Below are 20,957 nucleotides of genomic sequence, written 5' to 3'. Positions count from 1 at the left end.
ACTCTGGACTTCATTTGAACCATTTACCAGGCCTGCCTGGAAGAGAAGCGTTATGTTCAAATTAAAACTATTAAGCATCAGCATGATTTTTATACTGGCTGGCTGCGTTTCGCTGGCACCTGACTATCAGCGGCCGGCAGCGCCAGTACCACAGCAGTTTTCTTTGTCACGCAACAGCCTGACGCCAGCGGTAAATGGCTATCAGGATACGGGCTGGCGTATTTTTTTTGTCGATCCCCAGGTTACCCGGCTGATCGATGAAGCCCTGACAAACAACCGTGATTTGAGAATGGCCGCCCTGAAGGTTGAAGAGGCCCGGGCCCAGTTCAACGTCACGGATGCAGACCGTTATCCCCAGTTGAATGCCTCATCCGGGATCACCTACCGCGTTGGTCTGAAAGATGACAAGCCGACCGCACAGGAGTACGACGCGGGTCTGGAGCTCAGCTATGAACTCGATTTTTTCGGCAAGCTTAAGAACATGAGTGAAGCTGACCGCCAGAACTATTTTGCCAGCGAAGAAGCCCGTCGGGCCGTACACATCCTGCTGGTATCCAACGTTTCACAGAGCTATTTCAGCCAGCAACTGGCGTACGAACAACTCCGTATTGCGCGGGAAACGCTGAAAAATTATCAACAGTCTTATGCTTTCGTTGAGCAACAGCTGGTGACCGGGAGTACGAACGTTCTGGCGCTTGAACAGGCCAGGGGACAAATCGAAAGTACCCGCGCTGAGATAGCCAAACGAGAAGGCGATCTGGCGCAGGCAAACAATGCCCTGCGACTGTTGGTGGGAACCTACCGCGCACTTCCGTCAGAAAAAACGATGAAAGGTGGTGAGATCGCACCAGTAAAACTGCCACCAAACCTGTCGTCACAAATTTTACTGCAGCGCCCGGATATCATGGAAGCGGAATACCAGCTCAAAGCAGCTGATGCCAATATTGGCGCAGCGCGAGCGGCGTTTTTCCCATCTATTACCCTGACCAGTAGTCTTTCCGCAAGCAGTACGGAGCTGTCCAGCCTCTTTACGCCAGGAAGCGGAATGTGGAATTTTATTCCCAAAATTGAAATTCCTGTTTTTAATGCCGGCAGGAACAAAGCCAATTTGAAATTGGCCGAAATTCGCCAGCAACAGTCGGTGGTTAACTACGAACAAAAAATTCAGTCCGCCTTTAAGGATGTATCCGATACGCTTGCGCTGCGGGACAGCCTTAACCAGCAACTTGAGGCACAGCAGCGTTATCTCGATTCACTTCAGATAACCCTCCAGCGTGCCAGAGGATTATATTCAAGTGGTGCTGTCAGCTACATTGAAGTGCTGGACGCAGAACGCTCCCTGTTCACGACACAGCAAATCATTCTCGATCTTACATATTCCCGGCAGGTTAACGAAATCAATCTATTCACCGCACTGGGTGGCGGTTGGGTACAGTAAATTTATTTAATTAATCAGGAAATAAAAAATGCGTAATTCACTTAAAGCCGTTTTATTGGGCGCCTTCTCTGTCATGTTTTCTGCCGGTCTTCATGCTGAAATACATCACCATGGCGATATGAATGCTGCCAGTGATGCTTCGTCACAGCAAATTATTAATAGCAACGGTGTCGTTAAAGACATTGATATGAACAGTAAAAAAATCACCATTTCGCACGAAGCTATCCCTGAGGTGGGCTGGCCTGCAATGACCATGCGCTTCACCTTTATGAATGCAGACGACACCATTAATGCGCTGAAAACCGGTAACCACGTTGATTTCTCGTTTATTCAGCAGGGAAATATCTCCTTACTCAAAAGCATTAACGTTACGCAATCCTGACTGTCAGCCCGGAGCGAATACATCCAGTGTGCCTGAACATTTAAAAAGAGATTTCTGTGAATTAATGATCAGGCGCATATGTCAGGTGTTTTGATTTTTCAGCGAGAAATTGTATGGCTTCTTTAAAGATAAAATATGCTGCAATAATTATCAGCAGCCTGATAGCAGGAGGGCTGATATCGGTTACTGCCTTGCAGTATGTAAACCCGGAACAAAAAACAGTACAAACGGAACTAAAGGCACCGGAGCGAAAGATACTTTTCTGGTATGACCCGATGAAACCGGATACGAAATTTGATAAACCCGGAAAATCACCCTTTATGGACATGGACCTGGTGCCAAAATATGCAGATGAAAGCGGCGAGAAAATCAGCGATGGGATCCGTATTGATCCAACGCTGGTTCAGAACCTGGGATTAAAAACGCAAAAAGTCACACGCGGAATGCTGAATTATTCTCAGACAATACCGGCCAATGTTAGTTACAACGAGTATCAGTTTGTCATTGTGCAGGCTCGCTCTGACGGTTTCGTCGAAAAAGTGTATCCCCTGACGATTGGCGATCATGTGAAGGAAGGTACACCGCTTATCGATATTACCATTCCGGAATGGGTGGAAGCACAAAGTGAGTTTCTACTGTTATCTGGCACCGGAGGGACACCAACGCAAATTAAAGGTGTGCTTGAACGACTTCGTCTGGCCGGAATGCCGGAAAAGGATATCCAGAAACTGCGGTCAACCCGGAGTATTCAGACCCGGTTTACCATTAAGGCACCGATAGATGGTGTCATTACGGCGTTTGACCTGCGCACTGGTATGAATATCTCAAAAGATAAAGTGGTGGCACAGATTCAGGGGATGGATCCGGTCTGGATCAGTGCGGCAGTACCCGAATCCATCGCCTATCTCCTGAAAGACACCTCTCAATTTGAAATTTCAGTACCGGCCTATCCGGATAAATCGTTCCATGTAGAAAAATGGAACATTCTTCCCAGCGTCGATCAAACCACCCGGACCCTGCAGGTACGTCTGCAGGTATCAAACAAGGACGAACGTCTTAAACCGGGCATGAATGCCTATCTGAAACTGAATACCCGGAGCCAGGAAATGTTGCTGATCCCGTCGCAGGCCGTTATTGACACCGGTAAAGAACAGCGCGTGATCACTGTCGATGCAGAAGGTCGGTTTGTGCCAAAAAAGGTCCACGTTCTCCACGAATCTCAGCAACAGTCCGGTATCGGCACCGGCCTCAATGAAGGCGATATGGTGGTAGTCAGCGGCATGTTCCTGATTGACTCCGAAGCCAACATTACGGGCGCACTGGAACGTATGCGTCATCCGGAAACAACGGACGGCACAATGCCGCCAATGTCCGCTCCGTCTGCAAATACACATTCCGGTCATTGAGGAGACGATGATGATTGAATGGATTATACGGCGATCGGTTGCCAACCGTTTCCTCGTTATGATGGCCGCTCTGTTTCTTAGTGTCTGGGGCACCTGGACTATCATCAACACCCCTGTGGATGCGCTACCCGATCTGTCCGATGTACAGGTAATTATCAAGACCAGCTATCCTGGTCAGGCTCCGCAGATTGTTGAAAACCAGGTTACATATCCGCTCACGACCACCATGCTGTCGGTACCCGGTGCCAAGACCGTGCGCGGTTTTTCCCAGTTTGGCGATTCCTACGTTTATGTCATTTTTGAGGACGGGACCGATCTGTACTGGGCCCGCTCGCGTGTGCTGGAATACCTAAATCAGGTTCAGGGGAAACTGCCTGCCGGTGTAAGCTCGGAAATCGGGCCTGATGCCACAGGTGTAGGCTGGATATTTGAATATGCTCTGGTTGATCACAGCGGCAAACACGACCTTTCCGAACTGCGCTCCCTGCAGGACTGGTTCCTGAAATTTGAACTGAAAACTATCCCTAACGTCGCGGAAGTGGCATCAGTAGGCGGTGTGGTCAAGCAGTACCAAATCCAGGTTAACCCGGAGAAACTAACCCAGTACAGTATCAGCCTGCCTGAAGTAAAACAGGCCCTTGAGTCATCTAATCAGGAAGCCGGTGGCTCATCCGTTGAAATCGCCGAAGCGGAGTACATGGTCCGGGCCAGCGGTTACCTCCAGTCCATAGACGATTTCAATAACATCGTCCTGAAAACCGGAGAAAACGGTGTACCGATTTATCTGCGGGACGTGGCCCGCGTGCAGACCGGGCCTGAAATGCGGCGTGGTATAGCAGAGCTTAACGGTCAGGGAGAAGTCGCCGGCGGCGTCGTGATCCTGCGGTCGGGTAAAAATGCGCGCGACGTTATCACGGCAGTGAAAGATAAACTGGAGACCCTGAAGGCAAGTTTGCCTGAGGGCGTTGATATTGTGAGTACCTACGATCGCAGCCAGTTAATTGACCGGGCCATTGACAACCTCAGCTACAAACTCCTGGAAGAGTTTATCGTGGTGGCCATCGTCTGCGCCCTGTTCCTGTGGCATGTTCGTTCTGCCCTGGTGGCGATCATTTCTCTGCCCCTTGGTCTGTGTATCGCCTTTATTGTCATGCATTTCCAGGGGCTGAACGCCAATATAATGTCGCTGGGAGGGATCGCCATTGCAGTAGGGGCGATGGTAGATGCCGCCATCGTGATGATTGAAAATGCGCATAAACGGCTGGAAGAGTGGGATCATCAGCATCCGGATGAGCAGATTGACAACGCAACGCGCTGGAAGGTTATCACCGATGCCTCCGTTGAAGTGGGACCCGCGCTGTTTATCAGTCTGCTGATCATTACCCTGTCCTTTATTCCTATTTTTACCCTTGAAGGACAGGAAGGTCGTCTGTTTGGTCCGCTGGCCTTTACGAAAACCTACTCCATGGCGGGCGCGGCCGCGCTGGCCATCATCGTCATCCCGATTCTGATGGGATTCTGGATCCGGGGGAAAATTCCTGCCGAGACCAGCAATCCCCTGAACCGGCTGCTGATCAAAGCGTATCATCCTTTGCTGCTGCGAGTACTTCACTGGCCAAAAACAACCCTGCTGGTTGCGACCTTATCCATCTTCACGGTTATCTGGCCCCTGAGTCAGGTGGGCGGCGAGTTTTTGCCGAAGATAAATGAGGGCGACCTGTTGTATATGCCCTCAACATTGCCGGGCGTATCGCCGGCAGAGGCCGCTGCGCTCTTACAGACCACGGATAAGCTCATCAAAACCGTACCTGAAGTAGTTTCTGTTTTTGGCAAGACCGGGAAGGCCGAGACCGCGACGGATTCCGCGCCGCTCGAAATGATGGAAACCACAATCCAGCTCAAACCAGAGGATCAGTGGCGGCCCGGCATGACGATTGACAAGATTATTGACGAACTCGATCAAACGGTCCGTTTACCCGGACTGGCTAACCTCTGGGTGCCCCCCATTCGTAACCGTATTGATATGCTCTCTACCGGGATCAAAAGTCCGATAGGTATCAAGGTGTCAGGTACTGTTCTGTCCGATATCGATGCAACGGCGCAGAGTATTGAGGCGGTAGCCAAAACCGTGCCGGGTGTGGTATCTGCTCTGGCTGAGCGACTGGAGGGCGGGCGCTACATTGACATCGATATTAACCGTGAAAAAGCCTCCCGCTACGGGATGACGGTGGGTGATGTCCAGCTGTTCGTCTCCTCAGCTATCGGCGGCGCGACGGTTGGGGAAACGGTTGAGGGCGTGGCCCGGTATCCGATTAATATCCGCTACCCGCAGGATTACCGGAACAGTCCGCAGGCGCTGAAACAGATGCCGATCCTGACACCGATGAAGCAGCAAATCACGCTGGGGGATGTGACTGACGTTAAGGTCGTTTCCGGACCAACCATGCTGAAAACGGAAAATGCCCGACCTGCCAGCTGGATTTATATTGATGCGCGCGGCAGGGATATGGTTTCGGTGGTAAACGATATTAAGACGGCCATCAGCAAGAAAGTGAAACTTAGACCGGGTACCAGTGTGTCATTCTCCGGTCAATTTGAGTTACTTGAGCACGCCAACAAGAAACTGAAACTGATGGTACCGATGACGGTGATGATCATTTTCATTCTGTTATACCTCGCCTTCCGCCGGGCTGATGAAGCCCTGCTGATCCTGATGAGTCTTCCGTTTGCCCTGGTCGGAGGAATATGGTTCCTCTACTGGCAGGACTTCCACATGTCTGTGGCGACCGGAACCGGATTTATCGCCCTGGCTGGGGTGGCGGCAGAATTTGGAGTGGTCATGCTGATGTATCTGCGTCATGCCATTGAAGCACACCCGGAATTGTCCCACCGCGAGACATTCACATCTGAAAGTCTTGATGAAGCCCTCTACCATGGTGCAGTTCTGCGTGTCCGGCCAAAAGCCATGACCGTGGCAGTGATCATTGCGGGTCTGCTACCCATTCTCTGGGGAACGGGAGCAGGCTCAGAAGTCATGAGTCGGATTGCAGCACCCATGATTGGGGGGATGATCACAGCTCCGCTTCTATCACTGTTCATTATTCCTGCTGCCTACAAATTAATCTGGCTGCGTAGGCATAAAGCAAGGATATTATGATATCAAAAGGCCCTCTGTCAGAGAGGGCCTTTATATCAGGATAGGTATCAAAACTGCACTATGGCCATTATGAAAAGAGCGGTGTCAGTGATGCTGTCCCTCTCTTTTTCAGAGCCGACCTTGGTAGCATAACGCAGACAATATAAGCCAACTACGTCTCCTGTCACTGCCCGCCCTAATCCGATAGGCAGCAGCCCTGCTAATTACGCAACAGGCGCAGGCCGTTTGCTACAACAAGCAGGCTTGCTCCCACATCCGCGAATACCGCCATCCACATGGTCCCCATACCTGCAATGGTCAGGGCCAGGAACACTGCCTTGATCCCAATAGCCATAACGATATTCTGAACCAGAATGTTATACGTCTGCCGGGAGAGTCGGACAAAAGCCGGAATTTTACGCAAATCATCATCCATGAGGGCCACATCGGCCGTCTCGATGGCGGTATCCGTGCCCATTGCACCCATGGCAAAGCCGATATCGGCGCGGGCCAGCGCCGGTGCATCATTGATGCCGTCGCCCACCATGCCGGTCGTGCCCTGCGCCGTAAATGTTTCTACAGCACGCAGTTTATCTTCCGGCAGTTGATCCCCCCGCGCCTCATCGATACCAACCTGACCGGCAATGGCCTGCGCAGTGTGCGCATTGTCTCCGGTCAGCATGAGCGTTTTAACACCCAGACTATGCAACTGACTTATCGCCTCGCGGCTGCTTTCCTTCACCGTATCAGCCACCGCAAACAGCCCTAGCACCTGATGAGTGTCACAGAGCATGATGACCGTTTTACCCCCAGTCTCCAGTTCCGTTAGTGCAGCCCTGACCGCTTCCGGACAGCGCACCGTTTCTTCAGCCAGCCTCAGATTGCCCAGACTGTAGGTTTGACCGTTGATGACGCCGCGCACGCCGCGGCCTGGCAGAGCCTCAAAGTTTTCCACTTCATAACGCTGAATGCCATCTGATGCCGCCGATACAGCCTGCGAAACCGGATGATCGGAGTAACCTGCCAGGCTCACAGCCAGACTGCGCCCCTCATCTTCTGCCACCCCGGTATAGATAATCACATCCGTCTGTACCGGCTTACCGTGCGTCAGGGTGCCGGTCTTGTCGAGCGCCAGCCACTTCAGCTTTCGGCCTTCTTCAAGATAAACGCCGCCCTTGATCAATATCCCCCGGCGGGCTGCTGCCGTCAGGCCACTGACAATGGTCACTGGCGTGGAAATGACCAGCGCACAGGGGCAGGCGATAACCAGCATCACCAGCGCCTTGTAAATCCACTCCTGCCAGCTTTCACCTGCAATCAGCGGTGGGAGAACGGCAACTGCGACGGCAATAGCAAACACCACAGGGGTATAAATTTGTGCAAAGCGATCAACAAAGCGCTGCGTAGGGGCTTTTGCCCCCTGCGCTTCCTCCACGGCATGAATGATACGCGCCAGCGTGGTATTTCCGGCAGCGGCCGTTACACGGTACTCAAAGCCACCGGAGCCGTTGACCGTCCCGGCGAAGACCGGGTCACCTTCCCCTTTATCCACCGGCAGACTTTCGCCGGTAATAGGTGCCTGATTAATGGCGGTCCTGCCCCGGACCACCGTGCCGTCGAGAGCGATACGCTCGCCCGGTTTTACCCTGACCACGCTGTTAAGGGATACAGACCTGGCCTCAGTTTCTTTCCAGGAGCCGTCCGGTTGCTGAACCGTGGCCGTTTCAGGCGTCAGCTTCATCAGAGAGCCGATGGCATTGCGGGCGCGATCAAGAGATTTCGCTTCAATCAGTTCCGCAATCGTGAACAGCACCATTACCATGGCGGCTTCAGGCCACTGTCCGAGCGCCAGCGCCCCGGTGACGGCAATACTCATCAGGGCGTTGATATTCAGGTTGCCGTTGCGAAGAGCAATCCAGCCTTTTTTGTACGTGGACAGGCCACAGGCCGCAACGGCAGCCAGAGCAAGAGCCGCTTCCAGCCATTCCGGCATGCCCGCCCAGTGCATGGCTTCGGCGGCGATTGCCGCCACACCGGCAAGCGCGAGCGGCCACCAGTGTTTTTTCTTTTCCTCAGTGACCGCGTGCCGGCCATTACTGTCAGGAAGTTCAGGTTCAAAGCCCAGCGAACGAATGGCGGCCAGAACCGGCTCCAGCGTATCCGGTGCGTGAACCACCGTCAGTACACGCTGCATAAGATTGAAATCCAGTTCCTTGACGGCTGACATGCCGTCCAGCTTTTTACGGATCATGCCCTCTTCAACCGGGCAGTCCATCTGCATGATCCTGATACTGGTACGCACCCCGTCAGCGGTCACCTGCTGCGTCTGCAGCTCACCGAATGTGACAGGGGCAGGCGAGCAGCAGGAACCGCCGGTATTTTCCGCCTCACGGCCTGAGCAGCAGCTGCCTTCAGGCTGCATTGCTTTATCAATCGGTTCCGGGTCAAAACCCAGCGAGCGCACCGCCTGCAGAACCGGTTCCAGCGCCTGCGGTGTATGGGTCACGGTAAGCACCCTCTGTATCAGATTGAATTCAAGATTGCTGACGGCAGGTAATTTTGCCAGTTTTTTTCGGAGGAGCGTCTCCTCCGTCGGGCAGTCCATCTGCATGATGCGCAGACGCGTCTGAACGTCATCGTTGCGGGGAAGCTCTGCAACCGGTTCGGACATCTGGCTCAGTCCGTCCGTTGAGCAGCAGCTCCCGGTGCTGCAACAGGCCGGTGTGGTCTGAGTCGTTTTTGGTGGCATTTTCCCTGAAGCCTCAGTCGGGGCAGTGGCGGTATTTTTAACAGACGCCTCCTCTCCGGTTGCGGCTGATCCACATTTTTTATTACTGCAGCAGTCACTCATTTTTTTATCCCGTTCATAACGTATACTGGCATTAAAGACCCTGATGTAACTACAGGGTCAAGCTCAGAAGAGGTGTGATATGAAAATTGGTGAACTGGCCCGCCAGGCGGGATGTCCTGTAGAGACGGTACGTTATTATGAGCGAGAGGGGCTTTTGCAGGCCGCATTGCGGGACCAGACTAATAACTACCGCCATTACGACAGCGCACATCTCGAAAGGCTTATGTTTATCCGGCGCTGTCGGGCGCTGGATATGACCCATGAAGAAATCCGGGTGCTGCTGCAGGCGCGAAGCCAGCCTGACGCAGACTGCGGTAAGGTTAATGCCCTGATAAATGAACATCTGAACCACGTTCAGGCCCGTATTCGTGAACTGAATATGCTGGAAAAGCAACTGTTTGAGCTCCGGAGCCACTGCAATGCCAACCGGGCAACACGGGACTGCGGTATTCTGCGCGAACTGGAGCAGGCAGAAGAGCCTGAGGATATCGTGCCGGTTATCACTGCAGGTCATCTGGCCGGAAGCCACTCTTGCTGATGCTGCTTTCTGCTGTAAGTAGAACGGTTCACTAAAGCAACAGGCTTTTTTTGTGATGTTACTTCGTCATGCCCGGCCATTCAGGTTGCTGAAAGTATGCTGCCGTTAAAATCTGTGTGACATCGTTTAACCGCTATTCCCTCATTAAGCTGTACAGAAAAGCCTGTAAGCACGTCACAACATATATGAATTTATCAATATAAAATTGACCTTTCGTCTGCAGAAGACGAGACTTGTTGCTGTCCGCCACGAAGGAGAAATTATGCCGTCACTTCTGCCCCTGCAACTTTTTAAGAATCTTTCTGACGAAACCCGGCTCAGCCTGGTGCTGTTGTTGCGCGAAAAAGGGGAGCTCTGCGTCTGCGAGCTTGTATCTATCCTGAAAGAAACACAGCCAAAAATATCGCGGCACCTGGCCCTGCTCAGAGAGAGTGGACTGCTTATCGACAGGCGCGACGGCAAGTGGATCCATTACCGGTTATCGCCACACATGCCTGCGTGGGCAGCAGCGGTCATTGAGCAGGCATATCTGTGTCAGCGGGATGAAATTCTTCATCTCAGTCAGCAGGCTGAGCGTGATAACGCAACCACCAACGGCAAAGCTGTCTGCATGTAAAAATTTTATCTAAACACATTCGATTAAACGAATATATTTACAGGGTACACTTAGCAGCCCGCTTTAACGGGCAGGTATAATTAAGAAGGAGAGAGTATGTTTCTGGCGGGTGCGATTTTTATCCTGACCCTGATACTGGTGATCTGGCAGCCGAAAGGGCTCAGCATTGGCTGGAGTGCCGTTATCGGCGCCGCACTGGCGCTGCTGACCGGCGTGGTACACATCGGGGACATTCCTGTAGTCTGGCAGATTGTCTGGAACGCCACGGCCACGTTTATTGCGGTCATCATTATCAGCCTGCTGCTTGATGAGTCCGGCTTTTTTGAGTGGGCCGCGCTGCACGTTTCACGCTGGGGCGGCGGCAGGGGCCGGTTGCTGTTCACGTATATCGTTCTGCTGGGTGCGGCGGTAGCCGCCCTGTTCGCCAATGACGGGGCAGCGCTTATTCTGACGCCGATCGTTATCGCCATGCTGCTGGCGCTGGGCTTCAGCCCGGGCGCCACGCTGGCGTTTGTGATGGCGGCAGGCTTCATCGCTGATACCTCCAGCCTGCCGCTCATCGTGTCGAACCTGGTGAACATTGTCACGGCAGACTTCTTTAAACTGGGTTTCAGCGAGTATGCCTCGGTGATGGTGCCGGTGAATATCGCGTCCGTGGCCGCCACGCTGGTGATGCTGCACCTGTTTTTCCGCAGGGACATCCCGGCCACTTACGACCTGGCGAAGCTGAAGGCGCCGCGTGAGGCCATTCGCGATGCGCGTACCTTTAAAACCGGCTGGATTGTTCTCATCCTGCTGCTGATCGGCTTCTTTGCCCTCGAACCACTCGGCGTGCCGGTCAGCCTTGTGGCCGCGGTGGCGGCGTTTATTCTCTGGCTGGTAGCCCGGAAAGGCAATGTGATTGATACCGGAAAGGTACTGAAAGGTGCGCCCTGGCAGATCGTTATCTTCTCGCTGGGCATGTACCTGGTGGTATACGGACTACGCAATGCCGGGCTAACTGATTACCTTTCTGCCGCCCTGAACCGGTTTGCAGAGCATGGTGTCTGGGGCGCAACGCTCGGCACCGGCTTTCTGACGGCGGCGCTTTCATCAGTCATGAACAACATGCCTACCGTGCTCGTTGGTGCGCTTTCGATTGACGGCAGCACCGCACAGGGCGTGGTGAAGGAAGCGATGATTTACGCCAACATCATCGGCTGCGACCTCGGCCCGAAGATCACCCCCATCGGCAGCCTCGCTACCCTGCTGTGGCTGCACGTACTGGCGCAAAAAAACATTACTGTCAGCTGGAGCTACTACTTCCGCGTGGGCATCGTGATGACCCTGCCGGTACTTTTTGTGACGCTGACCGCGCTGGCCCTGCGCCTGTCTGTTTAACCTTAACCCCGGTGTTGCGACTGTGCAGCGCCTTTACGGAGTACCGCTTATGACTGACATCACCATTTATCACAACCCGGCGTGCGGGACGTCCCGCAACACCCTGGCGCTTATCCGCAACAGCGGCACCGAACCCAAGGTTATTCTGTATCTGGAAACACCGCCGTCACGCGACGAGCTGAAGAAGCTGATTGCGGACATGGGCATCAGCTTACGCGCCCTGCTGCGCAAGAATACCGAACCGTACGAGCAGCTCGGCCTTGCAGAAGACCGCTTCAGCGATAACGAACTGCTCGATGCCATGCTGGCTCATCCGATCCTTATTAATCGCCCGGTGGTGGTGACGCCGCTCGGAACGAAGCTCTGCCGTCCGTCCGAAGCGGTTCTCGACATTCTGCCAGATCCGCAGCAGGGAGCGTTTACCAAAGAGGATGGCGAAGTGGTCATTGATGAGCACGGTCACCGCGTCAGCCACTGATTTTTCACCAGGCTGCAGACATAACGAGTGTGAAAAAAGCCGGCATCTGCCGGCTTTTTTATATGCTGCGCTGGTTGACCCGCTCTGAGAGCTGAGCGGCACTCTCTTTCCTTTCACTGTAGCGGTCGGTCAGGCAGTTGCTTCGCCCGCGCGTCAGCAGGGTGAACTTCATCAGTTCCTCCATGACGTCCACGATGCGGTCGTAATACGAAGAAGGCTTCATGCGGCCGTCCTCATCAAACTCGGCCCAGGCTTTCGCCACGGATGACTGGTTCGGGATAGTGATCATGCGCATCCAGCGCCCGAGAATGCGCATCTGATTTACGGCGTTGAAGGACTGTGAGCCGCCGCTGACCTGCATCACTGCAAGGGTTTTTCCCTGTGACGGCCGGACCGCACCGGACGTCAGCGGTATCCAGTCAATCTGCGTCTTCATGATGCCGGTCATGGCACCGTGACGCTCCGGCGAGCACCAGACCATGCCTTCTGACCAGAGTACCAGCTCGCGGAGCTCTGCAACCTTCGGGTGCGTCTCCGGGGCGTCATCCGGCAGCGGCAGGCCGGACGGATTGAATATTTTAACTTCCGCGCCCATGGCCATCAGCAGCCGGGCGGCCTCCTCCGTGGCGAGACGGCTGTAAGAGCGCTCACGCAGCGAGCCGTAGAGCATCAGGATGCGGGGCGGGTGTGCCACCTCTGCTGCCTTCAGCTTTTCTTCCGTCAGCGGTGCATCCAGGAGCGTCGGATCGATATTGTTCAGGGCATCATTCACGTTATTCACAATGGAGTCTCTTTAAGGGTAATAGCGGTGAACAGGCTGCAGTCGCTGCCGCCGGCGCAGCACTCTTCAGTCAGAAAAGCCATCAGCTGCTCAAGCTGCGAATAACAGGGCCTGCAGAACAGGGTTCGGCTCTGACGTTCCTGACTTATGAGGCCAGCGGACATCAGCGCAGAAAGATGATGGCTGAGCGTGGAGGCAGGAATAGCCAGTCTTTTCTGGATGTCACCCACGGGCAGTCCTTCAGGCCCGGCTTTCACCAGTTCACGGTAAACTCCCAGTCGCGTCACGTGTCCCAGTTCCCTGAGAGCATTAGCAGCATTTTGTATGTCCATGCCATCACCAAATCTATATTTCCAGAATAATGGAAATATAATTTAAAGCTTACTGAATGGTCAAGCCTCTTATTGCCATAAAAGGGCTGCACTCAAAAGGAAAGCCTTTTATACCCTGTTGACCCGGCTGCAGTGGCAGCGCATATAAAAAGGCCATAGCTCAGAATTTCGGTAAAATTTCAGCGATCTGACAACAGCTTTAGCCATAACCGTTTCGCTTCCTCTTGCCAGAAATTTCAGGCTCAATAATACTGTTCATATAAACAGTATAATTTAAAGGAGGATTTTTATGCGCTTTACATTTTTTTTCTTAATCCGTACTCGGCAGCACGTCCGGGACGCCGCGTTATGAAAGCGGTCAGTTGCGCTCAGGGCCTGACGCTGTTATGGCCGCCGATTTTTACCCCAACGGTAAAGGTGCCGCTGTACGCAGATCCCTGCTCAGCTGGTTTTCCCTCCCCTGCTCAGGATTATGTAGAGAAAGAGCTGGACCTGAATGAGCTCTGTATTCGCAGACGGGCGTCCACATTCTTCGTACGGGCCAGTGGCAACAGCATGCAGGAGCTGGGGCTTTATGACGGTGATGTTATGGTGGTCGATCGCGCAGAGCCACCCACGCACGGCGACATCGTCATCGCCGAGGTTGGAGGTGAGTTCACAGTTAAGCGCCTGCAGCTGATCCCACGGGTGGCACTGCTGCCCATGAACCCTGCTTACGCCGCCATCTATCCGGAAGAGCTTCCGCCGGCAAAACAGCAGATAGTCTGTAGCCGCAGCTTCGGAGAGCGCATTACTACAAAAACAGCCATGCAGCAGGCACTGTGTCAGTATGCTGCACGCGCAGCGGAAAAGCTGCGCGGGGAATGTCAGTACTCTCGCAACATCTGCGTGTTTATCCGGACGTCACCACATGCAAGCGGTGAGATGTTTTACGGAAACAGCACCGGTGAGAAGCTGACACTACCAACACAGGACACGCGGGACATCATTGAGTCTGCGATGCGGTCACTCGATCGTATCTGGCTTGAGGGGCGCCGGTACATGAAAGCCGGCATTATGCTTGATAACTTCACGCCGAACGGCGTAAGCCAGCTAAATCTGTTTGACGATAATCGGCCACGGGCTAACAGCGCACAGCTGATGAAGGTATTGGACGGCATTAACCAGTCAGGACTGGGAAATGTGTGGTTTGCCGGACAGGGGATTAGCATGGAATGGAAAATGAAGCGTGAAATGCTTAGCCCTGCCTGGACCACGCGCTGGTCAGACATTCCTAAAGCACGTGTGCTCTGAGACGGTTATTAATTAAGCTGTTGAATCTGTATTCCACATAAATGGCGATATGTCGCGCCGCGTGATGGAGACGCTGGCGCTGATATCCACGCGCGTGGATGAGTACTCCATCGACGAAGCCTTCGTTGATGTCACCGGCATCAATGCCTGCATGACGTTTGAACAGTTAGGCTGCGATATCCGCGACCGCATTTATCAGGACACCCATCTGCGCGTGGGTGTCGGCATTGCACCGACCAAAACCCTCGCCAAGCTTGCCAACTGGGCCGCCAAACGCTGGACCAAAGCCGATAACGTGATGGATCTCTCTTTGCCGCGCCGTCAGCGCGAGTTGATGAAACTCGTCAAGGTTGAAGAGGTGTGGGGCGTGGGCCGCCGCTTATCGAAAAAGCTCAACCTGATGGGGATTAGCACCGCGCTGGAATTAGCAGAAACCCCAACCGCGCTGATCCGGAAACACTTCGGCGTGGTGCTGGAGCGCACGGTGCGTGAATTATGTGGCGAGTCTTGTCTGGCGTTTGAGGAGGTGATTCCCAACCGACAAAATATTCTCTGCTCGCGCTCGTTTGGCGATCGTATTACCGAATATCAGGATATGCGCGAAGCCATCGCCAATTACGCCGCGCGCGCCGCAGAAAAGCTGCGCAGCGAGCGGCAATATTGTCGTCATATCGGTACGTTTATTCGCACCAGCCCGCACGATGCGCATCATCCTTATTACGCCAATGCGGCCAGTCAAACCTTGATTACGCCGACCGCTGACAGTCGCGATATTATTCAGGCCACGCTTAATTGTTTAGATCGTATCTGGGTTCCCGGTAAGCGTTATATGAAAGGCGGCGTGATGCTGGGCGATTTCTTTAGCGATGGCGTGGCGCAGCTTGATCTATTTGCGGAATATCAGCCGCGTCATAATAGTGACCAACTGATGGCCCTGATCGATAAGATGAATGCCCACCAGCGCGGCGCGCTATGGTTTGCCGGGCAAGGCATTCAGAAACCCTGGTCGATGAAGCGCGAGATGCTGTCACCGGCGTACACCACGCGGCTGGCGGATCTTCCTGTGGCGAAGTAACCGCTTCACGCTTGAATTACGCGCATGCCAATACAATATTCAGGCCCTGACACGGCCACAGCTAATCTGTTGCGGGCTCTGACACATCTGCTGCGTCACGGGCCGTCCTCGCGCCGCTAGCGCGGTGCCTTCGGCTTCCACGTCGCGCCAACGGACCGTTCGCGGATCGGCCTTCCCTGGCCGCCCCCGAACTGCCTCACGCATCCATGCGTGAGGCTCCTGGCCCAACGTAAAAGCCTCAGCGCTGCGAATGGCCCTTTTGCCGCAGCAGACGCGCCAGCGCCTGACCAAAAGTGTCCCCGGTCAGCGCACTCGTCGTTGGTTTAACTGACAAGCATTACGCCAGTCAGCGCGGATAGTTTCTGAATTCATCCGTGGAGAGCGCTTCATAGATGACCAGAAGCCGAATGCGTTCCGCGTCCTGCGCCTGGACGCCGCTGATATCACCTTTTTCAAACAACTTTTGTAATCCCTTATGCTTCCAGCTACATCATACGTTTCCCAACAAGTAGCAGCGCTGGTTTTTATTTTTCACAGCGCACCACAGACTCAAACCCTGAGAGGATCTTCCGCTGGCGAAGTAACCGCTTCACGCTTGAATTACACGCATGCCAATGCGATATTCAGGCCCTGACACAGCCACAGCTTAATAACATCCGGAGAACCTATGTCGAATGAAGAACGCGTAAACGAGCTGGAAGAAACGGTAAACCAGCTGCAGATTGAAGTCGCTGCCTTGCGCGAGTTAATGATTAAGCAGGTGGCGGTAAATAACATCACCTTCAAAGGGAAATATGATGAGGTGATTATTCAGCTGGCGAAAGAATATGAAGAGCGCGGCTTAGATGACGAAAGGAATAGCCAGATGCACGAAGCGCTACGTCAATATATCAAATACCAGCTGCCTGCCGTGGAATAAGCCCACGCTTATTTCTGCTCTTCTGGGAGCGAGGCGATATTCATGCCTTTCGCCCCATCACGCCCTTCACGCTTTGCCTGATACAAAGCATGATCGGCGTATTCCAGCAGTTTCACGGCGCTCACCGCCGCCGCCGTAACGGTGGTGGCGCAGCCGGCACTGAGCGTGACATGACCAACGGGCGAGGCAACATGGGGAAGTTGCATCACCCTCACCGCTTCAACCACGCGGTTGGCAATGGTCATCCCTTCGCCAAATGTGGTATCCGGTAATATCAGCGCAAACTCCTCGCCGCCATAACGCGCGGCCATGTCTGAACGTCTTCCGGTTACAGACGCCAGCACCTCGCCAACCACTTTCAGGCATTTATCCCCGGCAATGTGACCATAGGTATCGTTGTAGTGTTTGAAAAAATCGATATCCATCATGATAAGCGAGAGCGGTTTGCCGCTTGCCGCCGCATTGGTTAACGCTTCACGCAGGAAACGATCAAATTCCCGGCGATTCGCCAGCCCGGTTAAGCCATCGACATGCGCGAGTTTGTTCAGCGTCAGATTGGCGTTGTGCAGCTCGTCACGCAGCAGCGTCAGCTCCTGCTGGTAGCGCAACACGCGACGTGCCTGACGCAGCTGGAATGTGCCGAGTAAGATGATGGTCAGCAGCAGAATGATGCTGAGCAGAATATCCTGCGCCCGACCGTTGACCCACACGTGGAACAGATCGTCGCTGTTGTAACCCGCCGCCACAATAATCGGATAACGATCGGAGCGGGCAAAGCCAAAGATACGCGGTTGACCATCCAGCACCGATCGCCACTGCCCGCTGCCGCGATCCATCTTAGCCAGCATCTCCTGAAACAGCGGACTGGCCGAGAGATTCTTACCGATGTAACTGTCTGGCATCGGGCGCGCATAGAGCACGGTGCTATCGGCCAGCATTAACACCAGCACATCGCGTGCACCGATCTCGTAGTAGCTGTAGAAGCGGCGGAAAAAATCCACTTTGATAGTGGCCAGCAACACGCCCTTAAATCCACCGCTGGCATCACTGACGCGCAGGGAAACAGGGATCACCAAGTCGCCGGTGCTGCGGCTGGTGATCACCGGGCTAATATGCACGCTGTTACGATGGTTGCTGCGCTGAAAAGTGAAGTATTCACGATCGGAGTTATTAATATTGTTGGGCACGCGTTCAGCAGAGGTCGCGATCCACTTGCCCTCGGCATCGTAATAGAACAGTCCATGCAGTTGTGGCAGACGACGTTGCAGTTCGCGCATGGTGTTACTCAGGTCAGCACCCTGAATATGTGTTGCCAGCTGAAGCTGGAGATCACGCTGCATCTGCCGCAGCGACAGCTCCGTCTGCAGAAAGGTATCTTCAGCCTGGCGCGACTGCGACAGCGCCAGATTCATCGCCGTTTGCTGCGTTTGTCGCACGGTACCGAGCCAGTCTTCGCGCAGGGTCCAGATACTCATCCCCACGACGGTAATAATTAAAAAGAGACCGGACAGCACAATACTTTGCTGCAAACCTGCGTCAGATGTCGTCCTGGGATCCATTTTTCTTTTTAACTGCATGTTGTCCTCTGTTTTCAAGCTACAACAGAGTTAAGCATGTAATTGATGCCGCGCGGGATGAGGCGGATATTTTTCGGACCATCGATAACTCATATGACCAGTAACGAGATATTACTGTAGTATAGCTTCACCACACAGAGTGGCTGCACTACGGCACGCGTTTACAACGAGATCATTCGGTAGTCATATCGACCAGCCCGCAAATTGCGGGCTTTTTTTATTTGAGATGCAGGGAAAGCGGACGGAGCAGAAAGCGCCGCCCTGAAGTTTTATGCTGCGACGGTCAACGCTTTTTTACTGCGCGACCAGACGCGATGGGATGCCATCAACGCGAGGAAATCCGCCATAAAGCTGCCTTCGGCTTTCACCTCTTCCACCAGCCCTTCTTCGGTTTCATTATCCTGCACGTTGAACTGCGCTTTAAACCGGCGCGCATCACCGCTCAGACCAATGGCTTTCAGATGCTTGTACGCTTCCAGCAAGAAATAGCGCGCATCGCCGCTCAGCAGCAACGCATCAATATTGCCATCCGGCACAATCACCGCATCAAAAGTCAGCGAAGGAAGACCGGTAAAGGTGGCATCCACCGGCAGCACCGAGCCGTCATCAGCCAGCACTTGCCCCATATGCGCCGCCAGGATTTTGGCATGCACGCCCTGCGCTTTAAGCGCCTGCAAAATCGCCAGCACGTCGGCAGCTTTCACCCCGTCACTCAACAGTAACGCGACCTGACGGCCTTTAATATCGCCGCTCGGTTGTGCGTAAAGACTGAGACTTTCGTCCTTTTGCAGTCCATTGACATCCTTCGGCGGCGCGGTTTTCAGCTGCTCATCACTTAGCTTCAGACCGAGATTTTTCGCCACGGCCTGCGCCAGCGTGACATCAATCTGCAACAGATGATCGACCACGCGCTCGCGGATATAAGGGCGCGCCACCTTACTGAGCTCAAACGAGTAAGCGCCAATAATGTGCTGCTGCTCTTCCGCCGTCTGGCTCAGCCAAAACAGCCGTGGCTGCGAGTAATATTCGCCAAACGATGGGCTGCGCTCACGCACCTTGCTGCCTTCAATACGTTCCTGATAACTCTCAAATCCGCCCTGTTTCGCCGCTGGTGGCACTTCACGCGGCCAGTTGTTGTTGATGGAGTTCGGTTCGTAGTTGGCTGGATTGGTATCGATTTCCGTACGATGCATGCCCTGACGCTGGAAGTTATGGTACGGGCAAACCGGACGATTGATCGGAATCTCATGGAAGTTCGGCCCACCCAGACGGCTGATTTGCGTATCGGTGTAGGAGAACAAGCGGCCCTGCAGCAGCGGATCGTTGCTGAAATCCAGCCCCGGCACGATGTGGCCCGGATGGAATGCCACCTGTTCGGTCTCCGCAAAGAAGTTATCCGGATTACGGTTGAGCACCATTTTGCCGACCAGCTCAACCGGCACCAGCTCTTCCGGAATCAGTTTGGTGGCATCGAGTATGTCGAAATCGAACTTGAACTCATCCTCTTCCGGGATCAGCTGCAGACCCAGCTCATATTCCGGGAAATCGCCGGCTTCAATCGCTTCCCACAGATCGCGGCGATGGAAGTCAGGATCGCGGCCGGTCAGCTTCTGCGCTTCATCCCACAGCAGCGATGCTTTGCCTGCCACCGGTTTCCAGTGGAAACGCACAAAGGTAGATTTACCCTCGGCGTTAATCAGGCGGAAAGTATGGATACCGAAACCTTCCATGGTGCGATAGCTGCGCGGAATACCGCGATCCGACATCGCCCAGATGACGTTATGTAGCGTTTCCGGTTGCAGCGACACATAATCCCAGAAGGTGTCATGCGCGCTCTGCCCTTGCGGGATTTCGTTGTGCGGCTCGGGTTTCACCGCATGCACAAAGTCCGGGAATTTATGCGCATCCTGAATGAAAAACACCGGCGTGTTGTTGCCGACTAAATCAAATACGCCCTCATCGGTATAGAACTTGGTGGCGAATCCACGGATATCGCGCACGGTATCGGCCGATCCTGCGCCACCTTGCACGGTGGAAAAACGCACGAAGACGGGTGTGATTTTTTCGGCATCGCTGAGGAAGCCCGCTTTGGTCAGTTTTTCCAGCGAGCGATAAGGTTGGAAATAGCCGTGCGCCGCCGAACCGCGCGCATGCACGATACGTTCAGGAATGCGTTCATGGTCAAAATGCGTGATTTTCTCGCGCATGATGAAGTCTTCAAGCAATGTTGGGCCGCGTGAACCGGCACGCAGCGAGTTTTGATCGTTGGCGATGCGCGTGCCCTGATTGGTGGTCAGGTCGGCGTTTTCACCATTTTTACGGTACGCATCGAGCTGCTCAAGCTTGTCGTTTTGCGTTGCGGGCGCTTTAAGGCTGCCAGGCGCGGTGGGCTGTTTGCCCGGCGGTGTAGGTTCGGCGGCAGGTTTATGTCCACCATCATGCGGCGCCAAGTCGCCTAAACCCGGCTCAGAGGTTTCTGGCCCTTTATGCGGCGCGGTATGGGTTAAATTTTGTTCTTTTTTATCTTTCGACATTTCACATGCTCCTCCAGTTAAGACCCTATTAACTGTAGAGCAAAAATAGCGTTAAAATTCCGTCTCGCTTATAAATGATGTTTAAAGAGATTAATGAGCTTGATTTAAAGCGAGGTTATTTTAAGCGAACCGTTTAATTAATTTTTTATTAATGAGATTAATCCTGATAAATAGCGCTGCGTTTGTCGTGCAGCCACGCTTATTTGTGCCAGACTTAACAC

At 53.7% G+C, this 20,957-nt stretch carries 16 protein-coding genes; 11 read left to right on the top strand and 5 right to left on the bottom strand.

Going from position 1 to position 20,957, the window contains the following annotated elements:
* The first annotated feature begins 52 nt into the window (after positions 1 to 52).
* From silC to silA, 4 genes are all read left to right on the top strand, one after another.
* Positions 53 to 1,438, top strand: a complete 1,386-nt coding sequence (silC, locus tag ACXIZX_RS07500; RefSeq protein WP_479403872.1) for a Cu(+)/Ag(+) efflux RND transporter outer membrane channel SilC — start codon at positions 53 to 55, stop codon at positions 1,436 to 1,438.
* Positions 1,439 to 1,466: 28 nt separating this feature from the next.
* Entirely contained in the window at positions 1,467 to 1,820 is a 354-nt protein-coding gene (gene cusF, locus ACXIZX_RS07495; protein WP_039389861.1) for a cation efflux system protein CusF, read from the top strand.
* 113 nt (positions 1,821 to 1,933) lie between these two features.
* Positions 1,934 to 3,226, top strand: coding sequence for an efflux RND transporter periplasmic adaptor subunit (locus ACXIZX_RS07490; protein ID WP_050680612.1), 1,293 nt, complete (start codon positions 1,934 to 1,936; stop codon positions 3,224 to 3,226).
* 10 nt (positions 3,227 to 3,236) lie between these two features.
* Complete coding sequence (gene silA, locus ACXIZX_RS07485) at positions 3,237 to 6,383, top strand: Cu(+)/Ag(+) efflux RND transporter permease subunit SilA (RefSeq protein ID WP_039389865.1); 3,147 nt, start codon at positions 3,237 to 3,239, stop codon at positions 6,381 to 6,383.
* A 199-nt stretch (positions 6,384 to 6,582) separates the two neighbouring features.
* On the opposite strand, the gene ACXIZX_RS07480 is transcribed toward silA, so the two are convergent.
* A complete protein-coding gene (locus ACXIZX_RS07480) occupies positions 6,583 to 9,033 on the bottom strand; it encodes a heavy metal translocating P-type ATPase (RefSeq protein ID WP_061704436.1) in 2,451 nt (816 codons plus the stop codon).
* 259 nt (positions 9,034 to 9,292) lie between these two features.
* On the opposite strand from ACXIZX_RS07480, the gene cadR reads away from it, so the two are divergent.
* From cadR to arsC, 4 genes are all read left to right on the top strand, one after another.
* Complete coding sequence (gene cadR / locus ACXIZX_RS07475) at positions 9,293 to 9,751, top strand: Cd(II)/Pb(II)-responsive transcriptional regulator (protein WP_050680609.1); 459 nt, start codon at positions 9,293 to 9,295, stop codon at positions 9,749 to 9,751.
* A gap of 262 nt (positions 9,752 to 10,013) precedes the next feature.
* Entirely contained in the window at positions 10,014 to 10,367 is a 354-nt protein-coding gene (locus tag ACXIZX_RS07470) for a metalloregulator ArsR/SmtB family transcription factor (RefSeq protein WP_006785991.1), read from the top strand.
* A 96-nt stretch (positions 10,368 to 10,463) separates the two neighbouring features.
* The gene (locus ACXIZX_RS07465; protein ID WP_050680608.1) at positions 10,464 to 11,747 is read left to right on the top strand and encodes an arsenic transporter; all 1,284 of its coding nucleotides are present in this window, start codon (positions 10,464 to 10,466) and stop codon (positions 11,745 to 11,747) included.
* Between the two features lie 49 nt (positions 11,748 to 11,796).
* On the top strand, positions 11,797 to 12,225 hold the full coding sequence (gene arsC / locus ACXIZX_RS07460; RefSeq protein WP_050680607.1) for a glutaredoxin-dependent arsenate reductase: 429 nt from the start codon (positions 11,797 to 11,799) through the stop codon (positions 12,223 to 12,225).
* 58 nt (positions 12,226 to 12,283) lie between these two features.
* Here the strand turns inward: arsC and arsH are convergent, their stop codons facing one another.
* Together arsH and ACXIZX_RS07450 are read right to left on the bottom strand one after the other, a co-directional pair.
* Complete coding sequence (gene arsH, locus ACXIZX_RS07455) at positions 12,284 to 13,006, bottom strand: arsenical resistance protein ArsH (RefSeq protein ID WP_050680606.1); 723 nt, start codon at positions 13,004 to 13,006, stop codon at positions 12,284 to 12,286.
* Complete coding sequence (locus ACXIZX_RS07450) at positions 13,003 to 13,338, bottom strand: ArsR/SmtB family transcription factor (protein ID WP_050680605.1); 336 nt, start codon at positions 13,336 to 13,338, stop codon at positions 13,003 to 13,005. Before ACXIZX_RS07450 ends, arsH begins: the two co-directional genes overlap by 4 nt.
* Before the next feature lie 348 nt (positions 13,339 to 13,686).
* Between ACXIZX_RS07450 and umuD the strand changes: the two genes are divergently transcribed.
* The 3 genes from umuD to ACXIZX_RS07435 all read left to right on the top strand — a co-directional run bounded on the left by umuD (position 13,687) and on the right by ACXIZX_RS07435 (position 16,625).
* Positions 13,687 to 14,631 carry a translesion error-prone DNA polymerase V autoproteolytic subunit gene (gene umuD, locus ACXIZX_RS07445; RefSeq protein ID WP_479403871.1) on the top strand — a complete coding sequence of 315 codons (945 nt, stop codon included), beginning with the start codon at positions 13,687 to 13,689 and terminating at the stop codon, positions 14,629 to 14,631.
* 37 nt (positions 14,632 to 14,668) lie between these two features.
* Complete coding sequence (gene umuC / locus ACXIZX_RS07440) at positions 14,669 to 15,706, top strand: translesion error-prone DNA polymerase V subunit UmuC (protein ID WP_479404856.1); 1,038 nt, start codon at positions 14,669 to 14,671, stop codon at positions 15,704 to 15,706.
* 667 nt (positions 15,707 to 16,373) lie between these two features.
* Entirely contained in the window at positions 16,374 to 16,625 is a 252-nt protein-coding gene (locus ACXIZX_RS07435; RefSeq protein WP_479403870.1) for a hypothetical protein, read from the top strand.
* Positions 16,626 to 16,633: 8 nt separating this feature from the next.
* Here ACXIZX_RS07435 and ACXIZX_RS07430 read toward each other — a convergent pair whose 3' ends face one another.
* On the bottom strand, positions 16,634 to 18,202 hold the full coding sequence (locus tag ACXIZX_RS07430) for a sensor domain-containing diguanylate cyclase (protein ID WP_479403869.1): 1,569 nt from the start codon (positions 18,200 to 18,202) through the stop codon (positions 16,634 to 16,636).
* A 269-nt stretch (positions 18,203 to 18,471) separates the two neighbouring features.
* Positions 18,472 to 20,736: a catalase HPII gene (katE, locus tag ACXIZX_RS07425; protein WP_479403868.1), complete on the bottom strand. Its 2,265-nt coding sequence runs from the start codon at positions 20,734 to 20,736 to the stop codon at positions 18,472 to 18,474.
* Between the last annotated feature and the right edge of the window lie 221 nt (positions 20,737 to 20,957).

Source organism: Candidatus Pantoea symbiotica (assembly GCF_056491525.1).
This window is presented reverse-complemented; position numbering and strand designations above follow the sequence as displayed.

Bases quoted from the DNA above. Each gene is read 5' to 3' on its own strand.
- katE (WP_479403868.1), bottom strand. From the start codon at position 20,736: ATGTCGAAAGATAAAAAAGAACAAAATTTAACCCATACCGCGCCGCAT.
- arsC (WP_050680607.1), top strand. From the start codon at position 11,797: ATGACTGACATCACCATTTATCACAACCCGGCGTGCGGGACGTCCCGC.
- ACXIZX_RS07470 (WP_006785991.1), top strand. From the start codon at position 10,014: ATGCCGTCACTTCTGCCCCTGCAACTTTTTAAGAATCTTTCTGACGAA.
- silC (WP_479403872.1), top strand. From the start codon at position 53: ATGTTCAAATTAAAACTATTAAGCATCAGCATGATTTTTATACTGGCT.
- ACXIZX_RS07490 (WP_050680612.1), top strand. From the start codon at position 1,934: ATGGCTTCTTTAAAGATAAAATATGCTGCAATAATTATCAGCAGCCTG.
- ACXIZX_RS07430 (WP_479403869.1), bottom strand. From the start codon at position 18,202: ATGCAGTTAAAAAGAAAAATGGATCCCAGGACGACATCTGACGCAGGT.
- ACXIZX_RS07435 (WP_479403870.1), top strand. From the start codon at position 16,374: ATGTCGAATGAAGAACGCGTAAACGAGCTGGAAGAAACGGTAAACCAG.
- cusF (WP_039389861.1), top strand. From the start codon at position 1,467: ATGCGTAATTCACTTAAAGCCGTTTTATTGGGCGCCTTCTCTGTCATG.
- umuD (WP_479403871.1), top strand. From the start codon at position 13,687: ATGAAAGCGGTCAGTTGCGCTCAGGGCCTGACGCTGTTATGGCCGCCG.
- ACXIZX_RS07465 (WP_050680608.1), top strand. From the start codon at position 10,464: ATGTTTCTGGCGGGTGCGATTTTTATCCTGACCCTGATACTGGTGATC.
- silA (WP_039389865.1), top strand. From the start codon at position 3,237: ATGATTGAATGGATTATACGGCGATCGGTTGCCAACCGTTTCCTCGTT.
- cadR (WP_050680609.1), top strand. From the start codon at position 9,293: ATGAAAATTGGTGAACTGGCCCGCCAGGCGGGATGTCCTGTAGAGACG.
- ACXIZX_RS07480 (WP_061704436.1), bottom strand. From the start codon at position 9,033: ATGTCCGAACCGGTTGCAGAGCTTCCCCGCAACGATGACGTTCAGACG.
- ACXIZX_RS07450 (WP_050680605.1), bottom strand. From the start codon at position 13,338: ATGGACATACAAAATGCTGCTAATGCTCTCAGGGAACTGGGACACGTG.